Annotated in this window: 14 protein-coding genes; 5 read left to right on the forward strand and 9 right to left on the reverse strand. The window is 54.4% G+C overall.

The window, feature by feature from the left end; genetic code table 11:
* The 3 genes from folD to B9Z35_RS05000 all read right to left on the reverse strand — a co-directional run bounded on the left by folD (position 1) and on the right by B9Z35_RS05000 (position 4,103).
* Positions 1–861, reverse strand: coding sequence for a bifunctional methylenetetrahydrofolate dehydrogenase/methenyltetrahydrofolate cyclohydrolase FolD (gene folD, locus B9Z35_RS04990; RefSeq protein WP_108282514.1), 861 nt, complete (start codon positions 859–861; stop codon positions 1–3).
* Between the two features lie 93 nt (positions 862–954).
* Positions 955–1,581 (reverse strand): response regulator transcription factor, encoded by a 627-nt coding sequence (locus tag B9Z35_RS04995; protein ID WP_108282515.1) that lies wholly within the window; start codon positions 1,579–1,581, stop codon positions 955–957.
* Between the two features lie 14 nt (positions 1,582–1,595).
* Positions 1,596–4,103 carry a PAS domain-containing sensor histidine kinase gene (locus B9Z35_RS05000; RefSeq protein WP_108282516.1) on the reverse strand — a complete coding sequence of 836 codons (2,508 nt, stop codon included), beginning with the start codon at positions 4,101–4,103 and terminating at the stop codon, positions 1,596–1,598.
* A 151-nt stretch (positions 4,104–4,254) separates the two neighbouring features.
* Here B9Z35_RS05000 and aceE point away from each other — a divergent pair, with 151 nt between their 5' ends.
* From aceE to B9Z35_RS05025, 5 genes are all read left to right on the forward strand, one after another.
* On the forward strand, positions 4,255–6,954 hold the full coding sequence (gene aceE / locus B9Z35_RS05005; protein WP_108282517.1) for a pyruvate dehydrogenase (acetyl-transferring), homodimeric type: 2,700 nt from the start codon (positions 4,255–4,257) through the stop codon (positions 6,952–6,954).
* An 18-nt stretch (positions 6,955–6,972) separates the two neighbouring features.
* Entirely contained in the window at positions 6,973–8,631 is a 1,659-nt protein-coding gene (gene aceF, locus B9Z35_RS05010) for a dihydrolipoyllysine-residue acetyltransferase (protein WP_108282518.1), read from the forward strand.
* 9 nt (positions 8,632–8,640) lie between these two features.
* Positions 8,641–10,473: a dihydrolipoyl dehydrogenase gene (gene lpdA / locus B9Z35_RS05015; protein ID WP_108282519.1), complete on the forward strand. Its 1,833-nt coding sequence runs from the start codon at positions 8,641–8,643 to the stop codon at positions 10,471–10,473.
* Positions 10,474–10,666: 193 nt separating this feature from the next.
* Entirely contained in the window at positions 10,667–11,302 is a 636-nt protein-coding gene (locus B9Z35_RS05020) for a response regulator transcription factor (protein ID WP_108282520.1), read from the forward strand.
* Positions 11,303–11,305: 3 nt separating this feature from the next.
* Positions 11,306–12,304, forward strand: a complete 999-nt coding sequence (locus B9Z35_RS05025; RefSeq protein ID WP_108282521.1) for a HAMP domain-containing sensor histidine kinase — start codon at positions 11,306–11,308, stop codon at positions 12,302–12,304.
* 116 nt (positions 12,305–12,420) lie between these two features.
* Here the strand turns inward: B9Z35_RS05025 and B9Z35_RS05030 are convergent, their stop codons facing one another.
* The 6 genes from B9Z35_RS05030 to B9Z35_RS05055 are packed head-to-tail and all read right to left on the reverse strand — an operon-like array spanning position 12,421 to position 17,522.
* Positions 12,421–13,332: a hypothetical protein gene (locus tag B9Z35_RS05030; protein WP_108282522.1), complete on the reverse strand. Its 912-nt coding sequence runs from the start codon at positions 13,330–13,332 to the stop codon at positions 12,421–12,423.
* A 17-nt stretch (positions 13,333–13,349) separates the two neighbouring features.
* Positions 13,350–13,679 carry a thiosulfate oxidation carrier complex protein SoxZ gene (gene soxZ / locus B9Z35_RS05035; protein ID WP_108282523.1) on the reverse strand — a complete coding sequence of 110 codons (330 nt, stop codon included), beginning with the start codon at positions 13,677–13,679 and terminating at the stop codon, positions 13,350–13,352.
* Positions 13,676–14,170: a thiosulfate oxidation carrier protein SoxY gene (locus B9Z35_RS05040; protein WP_108282524.1), complete on the reverse strand. Its 495-nt coding sequence runs from the start codon at positions 14,168–14,170 to the stop codon at positions 13,676–13,678. Before B9Z35_RS05040 ends, soxZ begins: the two co-directional genes overlap by 4 nt.
* Entirely contained in the window at positions 14,167–16,335 is a 2,169-nt protein-coding gene (locus tag B9Z35_RS05045; protein WP_108282525.1) for a xanthine dehydrogenase family protein molybdopterin-binding subunit, read from the reverse strand. The genes B9Z35_RS05040 and B9Z35_RS05045 overlap by 4 nt, the downstream gene beginning before the upstream one ends.
* Positions 16,332–16,790 carry a (2Fe-2S)-binding protein gene (locus B9Z35_RS05050; protein ID WP_108282526.1) on the reverse strand — a complete coding sequence of 153 codons (459 nt, stop codon included), beginning with the start codon at positions 16,788–16,790 and terminating at the stop codon, positions 16,332–16,334. Before B9Z35_RS05050 ends, B9Z35_RS05045 begins: the two co-directional genes overlap by 4 nt.
* Before the next feature lie 42 nt (positions 16,791–16,832).
* Entirely contained in the window at positions 16,833–17,522 is a 690-nt protein-coding gene (locus B9Z35_RS05055; RefSeq protein ID WP_108282527.1) for a substrate-binding domain-containing protein, read from the reverse strand.
* Positions 17,523–17,530: the final 8 nt, after the last annotated feature.

The raw sequence follows: 17,530 nt of genomic DNA on the forward strand, positions 1-17,530 counted from the left end.
TCAATGCTTCTCAGATAAGGCCCGTTGCGCCGATTCCAAGGTGTTGACCAGCAGCATTGTGATGGTCATTGGTCCAACCCCACCCGGCACAGGGGTGATGTAGCCGGCCACTTCTTTCACGCCATCAAAGTCCACATCGCCGCAGAGCTTGCCTTCGTCGTTGCGGTTCATGCCCACGTCCAGCACCACTGCGCCAGGCTTGACCATGTCAGCCGTCAACACATTACGCTTGCCCACAGCGGCCACGATCACGTCGGCTTGCAGCGTGAGCGCTTTGAGGTTTTGCGTGCGCGAATGCGCCACGGTCACGGTGGCATCTTTTTGCAACAGCATGAGTGCCATGGGCTTGCCCACGATGTTGCTGCGGCCGATCACCACGGCGTGTTTGCCCTTCAGGTCGTAGCCAATGCTCTCAAGCATCTTCATGCAGCCATAAGGTGTGCAAGGCCAAAAGCCGGGCATGCCGGTCATCAATGCGCCAGCGCTGGCGATGTGAAAACCGTCCACGTCTTTGGCGGGGCTGATGGCTTCGATCACTTTTTGCGCGTCGATATGGGCAGGCAAGGGCAGCTGCACCAAGATGCCGTGAATGCTGTCGTCGTGGTTCAGCGCTTCGACGCGGGCCAACAAGTCGGCCTCGCTCATGGTGGCTTCGTATTTCTCAAGGACTGAATGCAGGCCCGCGTCTTCGCAAGCCTTCACTTTGTTACGCACATACACCTGGCTGGCTTGGTTGTCGCCCACCAATACAACAGCCAAGCCCGGTGTCAAACCCTTGGCCTTCAAGGCTGCTGTGTCGGCCGCCACTTTGGCGCGCAGTTGTTTGGAGAGAGCGTTGCCGTCAATCAGTTGTGCAGTCATGGTCTTGTGTATACAGAAGGGAAGTTGAATTGAAAACGCCCGTGAAATACGGGCGTTTAAAGGGGCGCTTAAGAGGTTGCCAAAGGCTTGTGATTAGGCTTTGGCAGCGTTTTGTCCGAGTGCGGTTTTCAGCAAATCGGCCACAGTATTGGCGTTGAGCTTTTCCATGATGTTGGCGCGGTGCGCTTCCACGGTTTTGATGCTGATGCCGAGATCGTCTGCAATTTGCTTGTTCAAGCGGCCGGCCACGATGCGCTCAAGCACTTGGGCTTCGCGGGTGGTCAGCTTGGCCATCAGCGCGTCGCGGCTGGCGGCTTGTTGATGCTCGGCGAAAGCGTCATTGGCTTGGGCCAACATACGTTCGACCAAGGGCACCAAGGTGTTTTCATCGAACGGCTTTTGTATGAAGTCCATTGCGCCTTTTTTCATCGTGTCCACAGCCATGGGCACATCGCCGTGACCTGTGATGAAAACGATGGGCAGAGGAGATTTACGTTCAACCAAACGGTCTTGCAGCTCGAGGCCTGTCATGCCGCCCATGCGGATGTCAACAATCAAACATGCCACTTCGCGTTGATCGTAGCGGCTGAGAAACGTTTCAGCCGAATCGAAGCAGCGAACGCGATAGTCCTTGCCCTCTAACAACCATTGCAGCGAATCACGAACAGCCTCGTCGTCATCAACAACATAGACCGTACCTTTTTTGGGAATCAAACTCATCAAAAAACTCCAACCTAGCGGACCGGTATCCAGAAGGAAAAGCGGCAGCCCGTTATTTCTTCCCCATTGTAGAGGTTCTCAGCCTTCATCCTGCCTTGGTGCGATTCCACAATGGAACGGCACAAATTCAGGCCAATGCCCATGCCTTCGGACTTGGTCGAGAAGAAGGCCTCAAACAAACGCTCCAGCACCTCGGGTGGTAGGCCTCGCCCTGTGTCTGTGACTGAAAACTCAAGCACAGGCTTGCCTTCTTCGGTGCTGGGCAACACTTTGAGCTCAACTTCGCGCTTCGTCAGGGGGCGTTGTGCCATGTCGATGGACTCAGCGGCGTTGCGCATCAAGTTGACCAGCACCTGTTCAATCAAGATAGGGTCGACGTTGACCTTGGGTAGCCGTGAAGCGAGGACTTGGTTCAATCGCACTTGACGACGACGCATTTCAATGCCCGCCAATTCCACCGCTTCAGCCACCATTTCAGTCACATCTGAGAGCGTGCGGTTGGGTTCGCTGCGTTTCACAAAGCTTCGAATGCGCTGAATGATTTGTCCTGCGCGCTGTGCTTGATGAGCCGTTTTATCCAAAGCCTTGAGCAAATCTTCTTCATTCAAGTTGTTCGCTTTGATGCGCGAAATCATGCCGCTGCAATAGTTATTGATGGCGGTCAGTGGCTGGTTTAACTCATGTGCCACGCTGGACGCCATTTCGCCCATAGTGATGAGTCGGCTAGCAGCTTCTGCGCGCTCGGCTTGTGCTTGCGCTTGTTCTTCGGCTTGGCGTCGGGGGGTGATGTCGGTGGCAATCACCATTTGTGCCAAACGGCCATCCACCCAATTGAGGTAGCGTGAGCGGACCTCTAGCCACTTATCCAGCTCAGGAATGTAGATCTCTGCGTTTTCAGCTTTCGACTCGGTGATGCCTTCGGTGGGTAAGCCCATCAAACCATCATCTTGGTCTTGAGCATCGTCTGCGGAGGCTTCTGAAATATTGCTGACTCTAGGTTGCCCCGCTTGACTGACCAAGTTCAAGTGCCCTTGGGTGGTGGCGGTGAACCATTGGCGGTACATCTTGTTTGCAAACAAGAGTTCTTTGCTACCCAGTGGGGCCACTGAGACAGATGCATCGAGTCCTTCAAGCACTGTTGTGAAACGGTCATGGGCCGCAGAGAGTTGTTCACGAATGATGTGCTGCTCGGTAATGTCGGTCATGGACGTCATCCAACCTGTTTGCTGGCCACGCGCATCAATGAGCGGCGATACATACAAACGGGCTTCAAACAAGCTGCCATTTTTTCTCTTCACGCGCACTTGAAAACCACTGGACGTGGTTTCACCATTCAACTCTTGTGAGAGTTTTTGCTCTAGCGATTCACGGTCTTCATCTGGCCAGTAAGGGAAGGGTGGAAGCAATCCCACCAATTCTTCTTCGGTCCAGCCCGTCATTTGACAAAACGCTGCGTTCACATAGGTGATGCGACCTTTCAAGTCCATGGCGCGCATGCCTGTGAGCACTGAGTTTTCCATCGCGCGGCGGAAGTTGGTCTCTGCGATCAAAGCTTGCTGTGCCTGCACGCGTCGGCGGGTGTGACGCCAAGTGCCAATCAACATCCACGCGGTCATGGCACTGAGGACGGCCACTAGCCAAAACACGCCATTGCCAATCAAACCGGTCGAGGTGCGATAAGCCTGGGCATGCAATGAGAGCTCGTAACCCACGGGCGTGATGGGTACTTCGTATTCGTTGGTGCGAAACATCCAAGGCATCACCTCGGTCACCTTTGGACGTGCTTTGTTGGCTTGTCCGGCAAGCACGTTGTTGGCAGAGTCGCGCAATGACACGGCATAACGGTTCGCAATTTCTCCTGGCACTGCAAATCGCAGCATGCCTTCCATGCTGTATTCCGCAATCACCACGCCTTGAAATTTGCCGCGGTTATACATCGGCACGTGCAGTTGAATTTGTGCGTAAGGCGCAGAGCTAGGCCGCTTCTCAACGATGGGGTGTGAGTAAACCGTTTGTTGAAGTTCCCGTGCGAGCTGAAACGAATGCAACGTTTCTAAATGCGTGATGTTGTTGCCCACCACAAAGCTCATTGTTGAGTTATTGCTTGGGCTCGCGTAGGTGGCTTGAATGCGCTGATCAGCCCCGACCCATGTCAGGCTTGCAATCTCAAGGCTTTGAACCAAAACAGCTTTGGCTTCGGCCTTGTAGTTTTGTCGTGTGGTTTGTTCATCTGTGATGTCGCGTGCCAAGCGCATCACTTGCTCTTGCTTATCGAGCAAGCGCAAACGCAAACGCTGCTGCGCGTACTCCACATCGCGCCGCACCACTTCTTGTTCGCGGTCAATTTCTTCGTAACGCAAATACCAAAACGCAGCCGTGATGGCGGCCATGAACAACACCACCGCGGCCAGTGGGGCCATGAAGGCGAAGCGGTCTTGGCGGTTGGGCGTTTGCTTGCGCCACCAACCACGCCACAGGTTGATCAGCGGTTGAAGGAACGGGACGATGGATGTTTTGTACATGTGCAGCGAGTTTATGCGCGAGGGTAAACACGGTCTTTGAATAATTATTGAATTTCATAATAAGAAATCAATGACCGCTATTTGAAATTTAAGAAAATTGTGCGAAACTCCGTACATTCGAGTCATAACAGTGCAACAAGAGGAGACAAGCATGTCAGCACAACCGAACGATCTGCGCACCGACGTGGACAGCCAAGAAACGCGTGAATGGATGGACGCGTTGTCCGCCGTCATCAATGCAGAAGGGCCTGAACGCGCGCACTTCTTGTTAGAGCAACTGCTCGAACATGCCCGCGAGAGCAGCATCGACATGCCGTTCTCTGCCACCACTGGCTACGTGAACACGATCGAACCCGATCAAGAAGCCCATTGCCCCGGCAACATTGAAATCGAAGAACGCCTGCGCGCCTACATGCGCTGGAACGCGATGGCGATGGTGGTCAAAGCCAACCGTCACAACCCTGCAGACGGTGGCGACCTCGGCGGTCACATTGGCTCATTCGCATCCTTAGCCCACATGTTTGGTGCGGGCTTTAACCACTTTTGGCACGCTGAAAACGAAAACCACGGTGGCGACTGCTTGTACATCCAAGGCCACGTGTCACCCGGCGTTTACGCCCGTGCTTACCTTGAAGGCCGTTTGACGGAAGAGCAGTTGCTCAACTTCCGTCAAGAAGTCGATGGCAAAGGTTTGTCTAGCTACCCACACCCCAAACTCATGCCTGAGTTCTGGCAGTTCCCCACCGTGTCGATGGGTCTTGGTCCATTGATGGCCATCTACCAAGCGCGCTTCTTGAAGTACTTGCACGCACGCGGCATTGCCAACACCGAAAACCGCAAGGTCTGGGTGTTTTGCGGCGACGGCGAGATGGACGAAGTCGAATCTTTGGGCGCCATTGGTTTGGCCGCTCGCGAAAAACTCGACAACTTGATCTTCGTGGTCAACTGCAACTTGCAACGCTTGGACGGCCCCGTGCGCGGCAACGGCAAGATCGTGCAAGAACTCGAAGGCGAATTCCGTGGCTCAGGCTGGAACGTCATCAAGCTCTTGTGGGGCAGCGAGTGGGACAAGCTCTTGGCCCGCGACAAAGACGGCGCATTGCGCAAGATCATGATGGACACCTTGGACGGCGACTTCCAAGCGTTCAAAGCCAACGACGGCGCTTATGTGCGCAAGCACTTCTTCGGTCGCGATCCACGCACGCTTGAGATGGTCTCGCACATGAGCGACGACGAAATCTGGGCTTTGAAGCGCGGCGGCCACGACCCACAAAAGGTCTATGCAGCTTACGACGCAGCCGTGAAGCACAAAGACCAACCGACTGTGTTGCTCATCAAAACCGTCAAAGGTTTTGGCATGGGCAAAGCAGGCGAGGGCAAGAACAACGTTCACCAAACCAAAAAGCTCACAGACGAAGACATCCGCTACATGCGTGATCGCTTCAACATCCCCGTGCCTGATAGCGAATTGGCCAACGTGCCGTTCTACAAGCCTGCCGATGACACCCCTGAAATGAAGTACTTGCACGAGCGCCGCAAGGCCTTGGGCGGCTACTTGCCACACCGTCGTACCAAAGCTGAAGAAAGCTTCACCGTGCCATCGTTGGACATCTTCAAATCTGTGATGGAGCCCACAGCCGAAGGCCGTGAAATTTCGACTACTCAAGCCTATGTGCGCTTCCTCACGCAGCTCTTGCGTGACCAAGCTTTGGGCCCACGCGTGGTGCCAATTTTGGTGGACGAAGCCCGTACCTTTGGTATGGAAGGTTTGTTCCGTCAAATCGGTATTTACAACCCAGCAGGTCAGCAATACACACCGGTCGATAAAGACCAAGTGATGTATTACAAAGAAGACAAAGCCGGTCAAATCTTGCAAGAAGGTATCAACGAAGCCGGCGGTATGTCGAGCTGGATTGCAGCTGCCACCAGCTACTCCACCAGCAACCGCATCATGGTGCCGTTCTACGTGTACTACTCGATGTTTGGTTTCCAACGCATTGGCGACTTGGCCTGGGCTGCTGGCGACATGCAAGCACGCGGTTTCTTGTTGGGCGGCACATCGGGCCGCACCACTTTGAACGGCGAAGGCTTGCAGCACGAAGACGGTCACAGCCACATCATGGCCAACACCATTCCTAACTGCGTGTCTTATGACCCCACCTTCGCACACGAAGTTGGCGTCATCCTGCACCACGGTTTGAAGCGCATGGTCGAGAAGCAAGAAAACGTTTTCTACTACATCACCTTGTTGAACGAAAACTACGCCATGCCCGGCCTCAAAGCTGGCACCGAAGAGCAAATCATCAAGGGCATGTACTTGCTGCAACAAGGCGAGGGCAAGAAGACTGCACCCCGCGTGAACTTGTTGGGCTCGGGCACTATCTTGCGCGAATCCATCGCAGCTCGCGACTTGCTCGCTGCCGATTGGGGCGTCGCTGCCAACGTGTGGAGCTGCCCAAGCTTCAACGAACTCACACGCGACGGCCAAGACGCTGAGCGTTACAACTTGTTGCACCCCACCGACAAGCCAAAAGTGCCGTTTGTCTCTGCTCAGTTGGACCCCTACGTCGGTCCAGTCGTTGCATCGACCGACTACATGAAAGCCTATGCGGAACAGATTCGTCCGTTCATCCCTAAAGGCCGCACCTACAAAGTGTTGGGCACAGACGGCTTCGGTCGTTCCGACTTCCGCAGCAAGCTGCGTGAGCACTTTGAAGTCAACCGCCACTACATCGTGGTCGCAGCCCTCAAAGCTCTCAGCGAAGAAGGCACTGTGCCAGTTGCACAAGTGGCTGAAGCCATCAAAAAGTACGGCATCAAAGTCGACAAGATCAACCCGCTGTACGCATAAAAATTCGGGAGACACAACATGGCATTGGTAGAAGTAAAAGTCCCGGATATCGGGGATTTCGACGAAGTCGCAGTCATTGAACTGCTGGTCAAAGTGGGCGACACCGTGAAAGCGGAACAGTCCCTGATCACCGTCGAATCAGACAAAGCCTCAATGGAAATTCCATCGAGCACCGCTGGTGTGGTCAAAGAGCTGCGCGTTAACTTGGGCGACAAGGTCAAAGAAGGCTCAGTGGTGTTGGTGGTGGAAGCCGCTGGTGCAGCCGCAGCCCCTGCAGCCGCAGCAGCTGCTCCTGTAGCCGCTGCTGCGCCTGCACCCGTTGCAGCTGCAGCCCCCGTTGCAGCCGCTGCTCTATCAGCATCGGGCCCCATCGAAATTCACGTGCCAGATATTGGCGACTTCAAAAACGTCGCCGTGATCGAAGTGTTTGTGAAGCCTGGCGACAGCATCAAGGTGGAGCAATCGCTGATCACGGTTGAGTCCGACAAAGCGTCGATGGAAATTCCATCGTCACACGCTGGCGTGCTCAAAGAACTCAAAGTCAAAGTGGGCGACACCGTCAACATTGGTGACTTGCTGGCTATTTTGGAAGGCACGGTCTCTGCCGCTGCTGCGCCCGTGGCTGCTGCCGCTTCTGCAGTTGCAGCCGTAGCGACTGCCGCTGTTGCTGCACCTACTGCGGTTGCTGCAGCAGTAGCTGCCGTGGCAGCACCTGCACACGCGCCAGGCGCGCCTACATTGGGCTTGCCACACGCATCACCCTCTGTGCGCAAGTTCGCACGCGAACTCGGTGTGCCGTTGGAAGAGCTTAAAGGCTCTGGCCACAAAGGTCGCATCACGCAAGACGACGTGCAAACGTTCACTAAGTCCGTCATGTCGGGCGCGACACAAACCAAGGCGCAAGCAGCCAAAGGTGGCGCATCTGCGGGTGGCGATGGTGCAGCCTTGGGCCTCATCCCATGGCCGAAGGTTGACTTTGCGAAGTTCGGCCCGATCGAGCGCAAAGAAATGGGCCGCATCAAGAAGATCAGCGGCGCGAACTTGCTTCGCAACGCCATCATGATTCCAGCCGTCACCAACCATGACGACTGCGACATCACCGACCTCGAAGCCTTCCGCGTCTCGACCAACAAAGAGAACGAGAAGAGCGGCGTCAAGGTCACGATGCTGGCGTTCTTGATCAAGGCTTGCGTGGCCGCGCTCAAGAAATACCCAGAGTTCAACAGCTCGCTCGATGGCGATGCACTGGTCTACAAAAACTACTGGCACATCGGCTTTGCTGCTGACACGCCCAATGGTTTGATGGTTCCGGTCATTCGCGATTGCGACAAAAAAGGCGTGCTGCAAATCAGCGCCGAAATGTCAGAGCTGGCCAAGAAAGCCCGTGACGGCAAACTTGGGCCCGCAGAAATGACAGGCGCAACCTTCACCATCTCTAGCCTCGGCGGCATTGGTGGCAAGTACTTCACGCCCATCATCAACGCGCCCGAAGTGGCCATCCTCGGTGTGTGCAAGAGCACCATGGAACCCGTGTGGAACGGCAAAGAATTTGTGCCACGCTTGATGTTGCCTCTGAGCTTGACGTGGGATCACCGCGTCATCGACGGCGCAGCAGCGGCACGCTTCAATGCGTACCTCGGTCAAATCCTCGGCGACTTCCGTCGCGTGTTGCTCTAAGGACTTGATATGGCAATGATTGATATCAAAGTTCCAGACATCGGCGACTTCGACGAAGTGGCCGTGATCGAGTTGCTGGTCAAACCCGGCGACACCGTCCGAGCAGAACAATCGCTCATCACTGTCGAGTCCGACAAAGCGTCGATGGAAATTCCATCCTCACACGCCGGCGTGGTGAAAGAGTTGAAAGTCAAGCTGGGCGACAAGGTCAAAGAAGGCTCTGTTGTGTTGGTGTTGGATGCAGAGGGTGCGGCTAGCGCGCCTGCTGCACCAGCGCCCACAGCGGCTCCAGCCGCAGCAGCACCCGCTGCGCCAGTGGCAGCAGCCCCTGCACCCACAGCCTCATCCTTTGGCGGCTCGGCCGACATCGAGTGCGATGTGCTCGTGTTGGGTGGTGGCCCCGGCGGTTACTCGGCTGCATTCCGTGCGGCTGACCTCGGCTTGAACGTCGTCATCGTTGAGCGCTACGCCACCTTGGGCGGCGTGTGTTTGAACGTGGGTTGCATTCCATCCAAAGCCTTGCTGCACGTCGCAGCGGTGATGGACGAAGTGGCGCACATGGCTGACCTGGGTGTGGACTTCGGTACACCCGCCGTCAACATCGACAAGCTGCGCGGTCACAAAGAAAAAGTCATTGGCAAACTCACAGGCGGCTTGGCTGCCATGGCCAAGATGCGCAAGGTCACCACCGTGCGCGGCTTGGGCCAATTCGTGGGTGCACATCACCTCGAAGTGAGCGAGACCACCGGCACTGCACAAGAACAAAACGGCAGCAAAAAAGTGATCGCCTTCAAGAAGGCCATCATCGCTGCAGGCTCGCAAGCGGTACGTTTGCCTTTCATGCCCAACGACCCACGCGTGGTTGACAGCACCGGTGCTTTGGAACTCAAAGAAGTGCCCAAGCGCATGCTCATCTTGGGCGGCGGCATCATCGGCCTAGAGATGGGCACGGTTTACAGCACGCTGGGCGCACGCCTAGACGTGGTGGAAATGATGGACGGCCTCATGCAAGGTGCTGATCGCGACTTGGTGAAGATCTGGCAAAAGATGAACGCCAAGCGCTTTGACAATATCATGCTCAAGACCAAGACCGTGTCCGCACGCGCCTTGCCCGAAGGCATTGAAGTCACGTTTGCACCCGCAGAAGAGGGCGGCACAGCCCCCGCGCCGCAGGTGTACGACCTCGTGTTGCAAGCCGTGGGCCGTACGCCCAACGGCAAAAAACTCGCTGCTGAAAAAGCGGGCGTGTCTGTGACTGACCGCGGCTTCATCAACGTCGACATTCAAATGCGCACCAACGTGCCGCACATCTTCGCCATTGGCGACATCGTGGGCCAGCCCATGTTGGCGCACAAAGCGGTGCACGAAGCACACGTGGCGGCCGAAGTGATTGCGGGCGAACTGCAAGGCAACAAAGAGCTGGCAGCCGCTGCGTTTAACGCACGCGTTATCCCAAGCGTGGCCTACACCGACCCCGAAGTGGCATGGGTGGGCTTGACCGAAGACCAAGCCAAAGCGCAAGGCATCAAGGTGAAAAAGGGCTTGTTCCCTTGGACCGCCTCGGGCCGCGCCATTGCCAACGGCCGCGACGAAGGCGTGACCAAACTGCTGTTTGACGATTCACCCGAGGCCCACGGCCACGGCAAGATCTTGGGCGGCGGCATGGTGGGCACGCATGCGGGCGACATGATTGGCGAGATCGCTCTGGCCATCGAAATGGGCGCAGACGCTGTGGACATCGGCAAAACCATCCACCCACACCCCACGCTGGGCGAAAGCATCGGCATGGCGGCAGAAGTGGCACACGGTAGCTGCACGGACTTGCCGCCTAGCAAGAAGTAAACACTTCGCGCTGCAAATAAAGAAGCCGCCAACCTGAAAGGGTTGGCGGCTTCTTTGTTTGTAGGACAGTTACTTGCAAAAATGAAAATATATTTTTGACTATTTGTGTTTTTTCGGTCGGTCATCAAATATGATTACTTTAGTAGCTATAAAATTTATTTTTGTAGTTCTAATCAAAACAGACAGATAGGAGATGAAATTGTTAGGTTTTTTTCGCGATAAAGAATTTTCAATTGAGACAAATGTCACAAGACAGGAAATTATTAAAAAAACAAGAATAGCTGTTATTGATGATGACGAAAAATTACAGTTGATTGATTTTCTGAAAAAACAAGGATTCTCTGTTGATCATGATCGAAAAGGCAATGATCTCTCAAAATATTCAACGGGTATTTACGATGTGATTATTGTTGATTACCATGGCGTTGGTTCTGATCTAGGGAATGCGCAAGGATTAAGTTTATTGAGGTTCTTACGAAAAGAGGCCGTCGGAGTTAGGTTAATCGCATATACATCACGTAGTCTTACCGCATCTGAGGCTGACTTCTTTAAACTATCTCATGCTGTGCTGCCAAAGGATTGGGGCGTTATGGACTCTATGGAGTTAATTGAGGAACAAGTCCGCATAACTTATAGCAAGAGCTATCTATTTGATGAGTTGGTTGATGGACTTGGAATTAAAGATTCAAAGACAAAAAAAGAGTTGAAAAATAAACTCATCGAATGTATCGAAGGTGGTGAACGGGATGAGTTTAATAAATATTTGTTAAAGGCATTCAAATTTACAGCCAATAAAGCAATTGATGTATTGATTGGCAAGTTTTTCTAATATATGAATATTCCAGCAATATTTCCATTGGTTAACTTGGCATCTTCAATAAAAACTAATGGCTGCACACATCTTGTGCCAAAGGAGTGCCTGTCTTCGGTAGAGTGCGAAACGCACTATGAGAATTTGAAATCTAAACCTGATGGTTATTATTTATGCCCGCACGGTTTTACTAGTAAATTATTTTCTGCAAATGGAACTCGGTATTCGGTCATAGGCATGGTCGCACAGCCGAGATTTAATACTAGTAAGGAACGTTTATCAGCTAAAAAGTACAGTAAAAATCATATATCAAGAGCTGATCTTGATAACTTTGCTAATGCTGTGCATCAGTTTGATGAACTAAAAGCTAGCGCAGTAATTGAGGCTTCTAAAGTTTTGCCACAAGCATTTCATGAACTACGAAAGCTAAATGGTTCCGTACTGAAGAGTGCAGAAATAGAGATTGGTAGCGGTAGAGATACTGGTAATCTTAAAGTGATTAAGGGAGCTTCTGAGCTAATGCGGAATAACTTTGATATTCTGGAGGCGCTTTCAAATATGGATGCAATGCGTGCATTGCCTACAGATAATACGATCCGAGTCTTTCCATTGGCTTTTAAGATGAAGCGGATTTTAGAGAGTCGGGCCAAAGACAAGGGCATGAGAATTAATATTGAAGGTGATAGTGAAGGTAGTCTTAAAGGAAGTGCAAAGTCGTTTCCTATTGTGTTTGCCACATTAATTGAAAATGCAATTAAATATGGGAGGTCTAACTCTGATATCGATGTCACGATAAGTGTTACAGACAAAATACTTGAGATCACTGTAGAAAATTATTCCGATCAGATGATAGATCCGCAGCGCTGTTTTGAACGAGGAGTTCGCTTTTCTACCGTGGAAGAGGGAGGGGGCTTTGGCCTATATTTGGCAAAAGAAATCGTTGAAGCTCATGGTGGGCGCATATATTGCTCAGTGGAACGGCCTCTTGTTAGTATGAGGATTACTTTTGAGCGTGATTAGGCAAGTTTTTTATGATCTTTTCAATGACTAGCTTTCTGCCTCGGTTGCAATTAGATATTGCAACTGTTTAATTTATTGTGAAATATTTAGTTGCTCTATCGATTCATTCACCGCACTCAATGCGCCCCGAGGTAACACCCCTCAGCCCGCTCCCCGTCCGCTTCATCACCTTCTTCGCTGCACAGCGCAGCAATCAAGGCAAGGTCAGCCACCTGACCGGGTAGCAGCAGCTCTTCATTGGTCCAGCGCTTGACCAAGTGGCCATTGGCCACGCCTCCGGTGTGTGGGGCTTGGTAGGCGCGGCGGTGTTGCATGGTGATGCCGCTGTTGGCGTTGGCAATGAAGCGGCTTTCGCCCAAGGCCCAAGGTTCAAAGTAGGCATTGGCGGCGGCATCGACTTGGCGGAAGTAGCTGCGTGCGCCTTCGGCGTTGAGCTTCTTGCGCACGGTGCGCGTGATGAGGCCTTGCAAGTGGTCTAGCGCGGCGTAGTCCATGTGCTTCAAGGCTTCGGGGCACATGTCTTGTGTGGCCAGTGCGGATGTGGCGGCCAGTTCTGCGGGCAGCACTTGCGCCATGGCTTTGACCACATCGTGATGTGGCGCTACAGCGGTGGCCACTCCGCGTGTTTGCGGCTGAATGGGGCAGCGAATTTCCACAAAGCGCGGCTTCACAGGGCCAGTGCAGCCGTCGTGGTGGTAGTACTCGCCTTGGCTCAGCCGCCCTTTGCTAGAGCGCCCGCGCACATCGCGGTAGGTGGGGTGTTGGGTGTGTACGTTCAGGCACACCACCAAGCCCGTGGCATCGACCAGCTTGTAAAAGGCTTCGCGCCATTCGGGCAACAGAAGTTTGTCGTGCAGGTAGTCGGTGGGGGCTTGTGCCGCATGGCCCTTAAAGTCTTTTTCCTCGCCTTCAATCACCAACACAAAGGGCTTGGGCCTGCGCACGCGCCACTGGCAGTTGGCAAATTCCAGCACCGAGGTGGAGGTGTCAGAGAGTGTGGTGGCGTTGTGGCTTGTATTGGCAGACATGCCCTAATTTTAGGTCTTCACAATGCAGGTAGAACCGTCATGGTTTGTTTGAGTTCACCTCGGTTGCCACGGTCATCTATCCATTCCACATGCATCTCGGCAGTCTCTGTGGCGCGTACAAAAAATTCAAACAGGGGGTTGGCCGCTATGCCTGAAGAGGGCTCGACCCTCAGCACTTCGCGTGTGCCCAGTTTGCAAGTGAGCAAGCGGATGACGTTGCGTGGCACCATTTTTCCCAGCAGGTCTTGCAGGTAGCCCGTGTCCATGGGGTGCTGCACCAGTAGGCGCACTTTCACCACATCGCCTGCAACGATGCGCTCGGGCCATTGCATGCGCGCTAGATTCATGAGGCATCCACACAGGCTGATTCGGTCACGATGATGTCGGTCTGTGCAAATCGAAACTCACCGCTCGATAAACGCGCCAACGCCACTACAGCTTGTGTGCCTGCTAAGCGCACACGTGTGTTGATTTCTGCACGGCCATTCCAAGGCCCCATGTGAAACACCGCCATGCGCGTGACGGGGTTGCGTTGCGACAGCAAGTACAGATGGGTCACGTGGTCTTGCTGTGTCATGGGGCTTTGTACCTGCACACCCAGCGGGACCAACGAGCCGTTGTCTGCCAGCACGGGGGCGCTGATGCTCACATCTTGCTGCAAAAGCTTCGCACTCTGAGTGATGGGGCTGATCATTTGCACCAAAGTTTTGAGCTCACCCGATTCCATTTTTTGCGCAAAGGCAGGGCTTGCTTGAACGGTGGCCCAAGCAAGCCCTAACGATGCACTGTGCTGCAACCAGCGCCGACGTGACGGCGCAGAGGCATCCCACACGCTCATGCTTTGGCCAAGCTGAGCCCGTGGTTCTTCAATGGCAATGAACGAATGCGTTTGCCCATGGCCGCAGAAATGGCGTTGACCAATGCAGGAGCCAAAGGCGCTTGCGCAGGTTCACCCACGCCACCCCAGAAACCACCGGTCGGTGCAATGACCACTTCAACTTTTGGCATTTCGTTCAAACGCATCATGCGGTAGTCATGGAAGTTGGATTGCTCCACACGGCCTTCTTTGATGGTGTTTTCACCCCAGAAGATGGCCGTCAAACCATGCACCACACTGCCTTGGAACTGCGCCACGATGTTGTCGGGGTTGACCGCATAACCAGGGTCGATGCCAATGACCACGCGATGGATCTTGACTTCGTTCTTGGCGTTGATTGACACCTCGCAAACGCACGCCGTCCAGCTGCCGTAGCCTTCGGTTTCGGCCACGCCACGGAACACGCCAGTAGGCAGCTTGCTGCCCCAGCCCGCGGCTTTGGTCACAGCTTCAAGGATGCTGCGGTCGCGCTTAGATTTTTCGTTGTTGGGCAACATGTCTAAGCGGAAAGCCACGGGGTCTTTGCCTGCGGCCAGTGCCAATTCGTCAATGAAACACTCGCGCCCAAATGGGTTTTGCGAGTGGCCCACCGAGCGCCAAAAGCCCACGGGCACATTGGTGTTGCGCTGTGCGTAATCCACCAAGGTGTTGGGGATGTCATACGGATGATCGTTGAAGCTGGCCACCGCTTGACCGTCCACCCCTTTGGGCAAAGGCAGTTTGAGCAGCGTGGCCAAGATGGATGGTGCGCTCACGCGGATGTGCAGTGCGTCGACTTTGCCATTGGCGTCCATGCCTGCTTTGAATCGCATCAAGCTGGCAGGGCGATACAGGCCGTGTTGAATTTCTTCTTCACGTGTCCACAGCATCTTGACGGGTTTGCCTGCCATGGCTTTGGCAATCATCACGGCTTGGCGTGTGAAGTCTTGCGGGCTCTTGCGGCCCAAGCCACCACCGAGTTGCACAGGATGTACTTTGACGTTGGTTTGCGGCACACCTGCGGTGGCCGCACTCACGGCCAAAGTGCCTTCTGGGTTTTGTGTGGATGACCACACTTCCAGCTGGTCGCCTTGCAACCAAGCGGTACATACCATGGGCTCCATCGTGGCGTGCGCGAGATAGGGCGTGAAGTAATCCGCCTCAATCACTTTGTCTGCTTTGGCCAATGCAACAGGTGCATTGCCATCGTTGCGCGCCACAGCCAGCTCGGTTTGTTCCATGCCCGCTTTGAAGTGCGCCATGATGGCCGCGCTGCTGAGTGTGCCGTGTTCGCCCACATCCCACTCGACCGACACTTCGCGCAAAGCCTCTTTGGCACGCCACCAGTTGTCGGCCACCACGGCCACAAATTCGCCCATGTTGAGCACTTTGACAATGCCTCGGCGGTTCTCCACCTTAGAGGCATCCATGCTCTTGACCTTGCCATTGAACACAGGGCAAGCCGCCACTGCTGCGTGCAACATGCCTGGCAGTTGTGTGTCGATGCCGTATTTGATGCGGCCGGTCACGATGTCTGGAATGTCGATGCGTGGAATGGGTTTACCAATGATCGTCCAGTCTTTCGGGTCTTTGAGTTTGACCTCTTTGGGCGCTTCGAGCTTGGCAGCTGCAGCGGCAAGCTGGCCGTAGCTGAGGCTGCGCTTGCTGGCCGCGTGTGTGACTTTGTTGAGCGATGCTTTGCATTCGCTGGCGGGTACGCCCCATTGCTGTGCCGCTGCGGCGACCAACATTTCACGAGCGGTGGCACCTGCTTTGCGCAAGTACTCTTGCGAGTTACGAATGGTGCGGCTACCCACCGAAGCCATGTCGCCATAGGCGCGTTTGGTGCGCAGGTTTTCATGGGCAGTGGCGTATTCGACGCGCACTTTTTTCCAATCGGCATCCAGCTCTTCCGCAATGATCATCGGGGCAGAGGTCATGCTGCCTTGGCCCATTTCAGCGCGAGCGTAGCGAATGACGATGGTGTCGTTGGCTTCAATCTCAACCCACACGTTGAGTTGGGGTGTCTCTGCCGCGTTGGCACGTTCGGGCACAAAAAAGCCCAACGACAAACCTGCCGTAGCAGTGCTTGAAACTTTCAGGAAGTGGCGGCGCTTAGCGCCTGCGTGTGTGAGTGGGGTGTTCATGCGCGTGCCCCTTTCTTTGCTGCAGCGTGGATGGCGGTGCGCATGCGTGCATAGGTGCCGCAGCGGCAAATGTTGCTCATGGCTGCATCGATGTCTGCATCGGTGGGTTTTGGTTTTTTCTTTAGCAAGGCCACGGCCGCCAAAATTTGACCGCCTTGGCAGTAACCGCACTGAGGCACTTGGTGGTCGATCCACGCTTGTTGTACGGCGTGCAATTTGTCTTTGTCTGCCAAGCCTTCGATGGTGACTACTTTTTGGCCATCAGCCGCTGACACGGGGTAGGAGCAAGAACGCACAGGTTCGCCGTTGAGCAACACAGTGCAAGCGCCGCACTGCGCCACACCGCAACCAAACTTTGGCCCTTTGATGTTGAGCTCATCACGTAAGGCCCACAACAGGGGCATTTCGGCCTCGGCGTCGAGGGCATGATTTTTTCCGTTGACGTTCAGTTTCATGTGTCAGTCTTTCAGTGGGTTGAATCTATGGATCGTGTTGGATTAAAACTCAAATCCGCCTTGCTTGCGCACAGCCGCTGATGCAGCGCCCGTGAGCAAGTCGGCCAGCAGCTCGGCATGCGCTGGGTTTTGTGTATGTGTGCAAATGCCTAGGGTGTAGTCGGTGCTCAGCTCAAACTCGGCGGGCAACACATCGACCAAATCCACGCCTTCGGTGTAGTTGATTTCGGTCACTTGGGTGCAGCCAATCAAACCGCTCTCGTTGCTCTTGGCCATTTCGCCCATGGCGGTTGCGCCGTTGGGGAACACGCGGAATTTGCTGCGCATGGTTTCATCTAGGCCCAATGCTTTGAGCACGTTCATGAAGTGAATGCCCGCGGTGGCTTTGTCGGGGTCTGGAAAGTAAATGCCTTGTGCTGCGCTCATGGCCGCGTGCAGTTGCTCGCGCGTGTTGACGCTGGGGTGGGCGGTGCCTGTGCGCACGGCCACGCCTGTTTTGACTTTGCCTAACGAACGTGCGCTGCCTGCCACCACATGGCCAGAGGCGATGAGTTGCTCAATGAGTGGTTTGGTGAGGATGACCATATCGCATGGTGTGCCACCCACCAGCTGGTCACGCATTTGGCCCACAGCACTGAACGTGCCGTGAATAGATGTGCCTGTGCTTTTTTCAAACTCAGCCTGAACGGCTTTGACCACGGCTGCGGCTGCGCCGCCACTCAATACTTGCATGTTGCTTT

The organism is Limnohabitans sp. Jir61 (assembly GCF_003063545.1).
Lineage (GTDB): Bacteria > Pseudomonadota > Gammaproteobacteria > Burkholderiales > Burkholderiaceae_C > Limnohabitans.